Annotated in this window: 1 protein-coding gene; it reads left to right on the top strand. The window is 34.0% G+C overall.

What is annotated here, in order from left to right; all coding sequences use genetic code 11:
- Positions 1 to 93 precede the first annotated feature (93 nt).
- Positions 94 to 657: a helix-turn-helix domain-containing protein gene (locus NNN64_RS22805; RefSeq protein ID WP_271442880.1), complete on the top strand. Its 564-nt coding sequence runs from the start codon at positions 94 to 96 to the stop codon at positions 655 to 657.
- Positions 658 to 1,074: the final 417 nt, after the last annotated feature.

Below are 1,074 nucleotides of genomic sequence, written 5' to 3'. Positions count from 1 at the left end.
AATAAAATATAATTAAAATAAAATTACCAAAGCCGTTGACAAATAAAATAAATATGCCATATCTGTAATCATAACAATAAAAAAGGAGCCATTATGTCAATCACAAGTGTCGTATTAACTAAAGAACAAAAATCCATTATTGCAGAAGCATTAGAGGTTATGCCCGAAGATCTGGAAGAAATAAAAATTAAAGCAACCAGCTATAAAAAGACGTCCTTCAGGGACGATTTCTCAATGATCTTTAAAGGTAATATGGCGACACTCGCCAGAATGGATTTGACGCCCACAGCATTTAGAATTGTGATTTATCTCTTCTCAGCCATTGATTACGGTAATATTATTCCTGATTTTTCACAGTCACGTACTGCCAAAGAGCTTGGGCTGAATAAATCAAATGTTTCACGTGCATTCAAAGAGTTATTTGGAAAAAAAATACTTATTCGTGACACCATAGATAATCAGGTATATCTGAATTCAAACTTGTGCGTTAAGGGAATTCCTCGTCGTTTCAATGAAGATCTGATGGATAAATTCAGAAAATCCAGACTGGAGACAGAAGATTTTGCCAATTCTTTTAATTTTTATCGTGCCGGGAGTAAAACAAAATCAGTTAAAAACTCCAGAAGACGAAATCCTGCAGACGGCATTCCATTTTAAAAACATTACAGCGTGGTAATTTTCTCCACGCGAGTGATAACACTAACAAAAAAACGATACCTTTATGCAAAAAAGACTCTCCACTTACTTTCAAAATAATCAATCATCAGTTGAAAGTCATAATCTTAACACTACTATTCACAATGTATTCTGGTTGCTTACATTAATCGCGTCGTATAAGCCAGATAAGAGCATTGTTTACCTAATTTTTCATCGTGTTACGCCCATAGCACAGCAAGAAGGGATACATATTACACCCACTCGATTTTATCAGGCTATCACAGAACTGATTGATGCGAGTGTTACTATACCTACTGAGTTTAAATACCAACACCATTTAAATCCTGTATTTTTCAGCTCTCTTAAATAAAAAAGAGCATAATATTAAAATTCAGGATAACCTATACCCTATAATGT

This window comes from Citrobacter sp. Igbk 14 (assembly GCF_028069825.1).
Classification (GTDB): Bacteria; Pseudomonadota; Gammaproteobacteria; order Enterobacterales; family Enterobacteriaceae; genus Citrobacter.
This window is presented reverse-complemented; position numbering and strand designations above follow the sequence as displayed.

Bases quoted from the DNA above. Each gene is read 5' to 3' on its own strand.
- NNN64_RS22805 (WP_271442880.1), top strand. From the start codon at position 94: ATGTCAATCACAAGTGTCGTATTAACTAAAGAACAAAAATCCATTATT.